We start from the raw sequence: 3,404 nt of genomic DNA, 5'->3' as shown, positions 1-3,404 counted from the left end.
AGACGGGGTGAATGTGTCTAAAAATACGCTTTGTTATTCTATCCGAGACACTTATAGTCTGAAAGCCTTTCATATCAGTATTTTCAGCTTATCTTGCCCCTAGTGACAGCTTCGCTAGATCCACGCCGGCTTGTATGCGCCCAGCTTCAATGCGGGAAAAGTCGAGTAAAGTATTAACTAGCTTGAGTAGGCGCAGAGAATTACGATGGGCAATTTCCAGTTTATGGCGATCGCTCGGCAAAGGCCCTCTAGAATTAGCTAAAGCTTCTTCTAATGGCCCCAACATTAAAGATAAGGGTGTGCGGAACTCATGGGTAATGTTACTAAAAAAGGTTGTTTTTGCCCTGTCTAATTCTGCTAAAGCTTCGGCGCGTTGGCGTTCGGCTGCGTAAGCATCGGCATTGGCGATCGCTGTGGCAATATTATTAATGACTAAATCAAAAAATCCCTGGTATTCATCATCAAATGCCCGTTGCCGATTAATGCCAAGTACAACTATCGTGGCTAGTTCTGGCTTACCTGATTGGGCGATGGGAATAACTAAAGCTGATGAAGCTGAATTTATGCGAATTTCTTCCGGCAAATGCTCAATTATTCTGGTTTGTTTGAGTTGCTTAACTTGTGCCAACTGCCAAAAATCATTTGCTTGGGTTAAGTCAACTTGTTCCGGAGTCACTAAAGTTCCAGCAACTATGCCAGATGTGGCTACCAAACGTGCTTGTGTACCACCTCCTTCTACTTGATACAGTAAAGCAAAAGGAATATCTGCCAGATTTTGAGCGAGGGTTTCAGCCACAATACTGTAAGCTGCGGCTACTGTTTTGGCTGTTGCAGTGTTAGCGGCTAGTTCTCTGAGTGTGCGGAGACGACGTTCGCTAATTACCTTTTCGGTGGTTTCAATAACCGCACAAAAAACTCCGCCTACGCCCCCGCTTTCATCTCGAATTGGACTGTAAGAAAAGGTAAAATAAGTTTCTTCCAGGTAGCCATAGCGATCCATAAATAATTGCAGATTCTCTGACCAAGTAGGCTGACCTGTATTTAAAACGCTGTCTGCTAAAGGCCCGACCACATCCCAAATTTCTGCCCAACAAACTTTAGCCGACTGTCCTAAAAATTGTGGATGTTTACTAGCGCCCAGAATCGGACGGTAAGCATCGTTGTAGATATTTGCAAATTCTCTACCCCACCAGATAAACATCGGGTAATGAGAATTCAAAATAATGCTGACCGCAGTTTTTAAACTTTGCGCCCATGTTGATGCTGAACCTAACAAAGTTTGCGACCAATCAAGCGATCGCATCAGAGCACCCATTTCTCCACCGCCAGCAAAAACATCCTCAGAAATGTTGCTATTCATTTGATGATTCACGGGTTTAACTCCACTTGCTGGCAGAGTTTAACTTGTAGCGTAGATGCGATCGTCAATAACTCTGATTGTTGATGCTGATTTTTGCAACTTTCACCAATTACCGATGCAAATCCAAACACCATGAGTCGTCGCTGAGAGGCACACTGTCGAACTCCACGCATCCGTTCACTGGCTTTTGTCAGCCTCAACAATGCAGTTTTTCTACTTTTCTTTCCTTGAACAACATCTTGCATCTGCCTTTAGTGATCAGTCACATAGCACTACGTATTTTATTCTTATATTAATTTACCAATGGTGTATCTACCTTGAGATTTAATTTTACATATTAAGAAGTAGCAAATTATATAAGATACTCTAATTAGGAAAATTTTAATAGCAATCCTAAATTCTTGATAAGTGTCTCTCTGCCTTGTTTTCTTTGTCTTTTTGGTTCATATATCAAATAGTGCTGAGATGTGCCATTTTTACTCCATAAAATCATGTAGAGACGTTGTATACAACGTCTCTACCACTCATTTTGATACTTCAATCCTGCTTGAACTTGGATGATGTTAACCGATGTTAACCTTAACTACTTTTTGTTTTTCTGCTTCTGATTTTGGCAAAGTTAACCGCAAAATACCATCTTTATAGTCTGCTGCTACTTTGTCATTTTGTACTAAAGAAGGTAATGGAATTATTCTTTGAAATCTGCCATAACGGAATTCCGAACGACTGATGCCTTTTTCTTCGGTTTTAGTTTCAGATTTACGTTCACCGCTAATAGAAACTGCTTCTGGTGTAACTTCAACATTGATATCTTTGGTATCTAGTCCTGGGACTTCTAGCCGCAGATGAATTGCATCGTCTGTTTCTTCTAGTTCCGCAGCCGGGACAAAATTAAATGCAGTTCTTTCACCACCATCGGTAGGTGCTATTCTATCAAACAGACGATTCATTTGCCGCTGTAGAGTTTCTAGTTCTCGGAACGGTTCTAAGCGTTCAATATCACGAAATGGTTCCCAACGAATAAGTGCCATATCTATCACTCCTAAGATGCAATATTTAGGATAATGAAGCTTAATAACAGGCTTATTTGTCAGTCTGTAATAGTTGAATATTTTGTGGATATAAAGCCTAATCTCAAGCTTCTTGATTACACCTTAGCTTAAGATACCCCGGTTGGAGGTTCGGTTTTATAACAAAGAGCGATCGCAATAACCGTACCCACTTACTAATTTTATATTTTGTCATAGGAATTAGTCAAAATAGTCTTTTGATTTAATATTTAATCTGAATAAAAATTCCAAGGAAGTGTCATAAGTATTAATGTTTATATTACCAAATATCAAAATGCGGTTTATGTCTTTATGTCCGCGATTTTGAATCGCTAGGGCTGAAGCAAATGTGACTTTTAATTTTGATGTCAAACCTCAATATTTTCTCATAATTAAATTCGGATTGATATATAATTTTATTCTCTAATATTAAAAGTTATAATTTAACCAGATTAAAATATAATGCTATGCCTGCCAAAGACCTTTATCACTATGCTGTAAAAAATGCTTTGATTAAAGATGGATGGCTGATCATTGCTGACCCTTACATAATTAAATATGAATATGCTGAACTTTATGCTGACTTAGCAGCAGAGAAAGCAATAATCGCAGAACGCCAGGGGCAGAAGATTGTAGTCGAAATTAAAAGTTTTGTAGGTAAATCTCAGATGTAGGACTTTCATAACGCCCTGGGACAGTATATCGTTTATCGTAATCTCATCCAAGTCAGTGAACCCGAATATAATTTGTACTTAGCAATTGACGACATTGTTTATGGTAACTTTTTTCAACATCCATCAATTCAACTTATTGCCAGACAAAACAACTTGCAACTAATTATTAGACTTGTCTAGGAAAGATGAAATGTCGGCATTGAAAGCTTCTGGGGAGTAGTTAGTACAATATTACTACTTAGCTCATGGAACGAAAAAATCAGGTTTTGGGGGTTCAAAAATCAAAAATATTAAAAGTTTAGAGAAGCATAGCTTTGAAAA

3 protein-coding genes and 1 pseudogene are annotated in these 3,404 nt (G+C 38.6%); 1 reads left to right on the top strand and 3 read right to left on the bottom strand.

Annotation, left to right across the window (positions count from 1 at the left end):
• Positions 1 to 88: 88 nt before the first annotated feature.
• The 3 genes from H6G75_RS33730 to H6G75_RS32525 form a co-directional block, all read right to left on the bottom strand.
• Positions 89 to 1,372, bottom strand: coding sequence for a histidine kinase dimerization/phospho-acceptor domain-containing protein (locus H6G75_RS33730; RefSeq protein ID WP_313934930.1), 1,284 nt, complete (start codon positions 1,370 to 1,372; stop codon positions 89 to 91).
• Positions 1,369 to 1,605: a hypothetical protein gene (locus H6G75_RS32530; protein ID WP_190983972.1), complete on the bottom strand. Its 237-nt coding sequence runs from the start codon at positions 1,603 to 1,605 to the stop codon at positions 1,369 to 1,371. Before H6G75_RS32530 ends, H6G75_RS33730 begins: the two co-directional genes overlap by 4 nt.
• 318 nt (positions 1,606 to 1,923) lie before the next feature.
• A complete protein-coding gene (locus tag H6G75_RS32525) occupies positions 1,924 to 2,391 on the bottom strand; it encodes an Hsp20/alpha crystallin family protein (protein ID WP_190983971.1) in 468 nt (155 codons plus the stop codon).
• A gap of 485 nt (positions 2,392 to 2,876) precedes the next feature.
• Here H6G75_RS32525 and H6G75_RS32520 point away from each other — a divergent pair.
• Positions 2,877 to 3,263 (top strand): annotated as a pseudogene (locus tag H6G75_RS32520) (XisH family protein).
• The last annotated feature ends 141 nt before the right edge of the window (positions 3,264 to 3,404 follow it).

This window comes from Nostoc sp. FACHB-280 (assembly GCF_014697615.1).
GTDB lineage: Bacteria > Cyanobacteriota > Cyanobacteriia > Cyanobacteriales > Nostocaceae > Nostoc_B.
The sequence above is the reverse complement of the archived record's forward strand: the minus strand, read 5'-3'. Positions and strand labels throughout refer to the sequence as shown.

Excerpts from the sequence above, each read along its gene's own strand:
- H6G75_RS32530 (WP_190983972.1), bottom strand. The coding sequence starts at position 1,605 with ATGCAAGATGTTGTTCAAGGAAAGAAAAGTAGAAAAACTGCATTGTTG.
- H6G75_RS32525 (WP_190983971.1), bottom strand. The coding sequence starts at position 2,391 with ATGGCACTTATTCGTTGGGAACCATTTCGTGATATTGAACGCTTAGAA.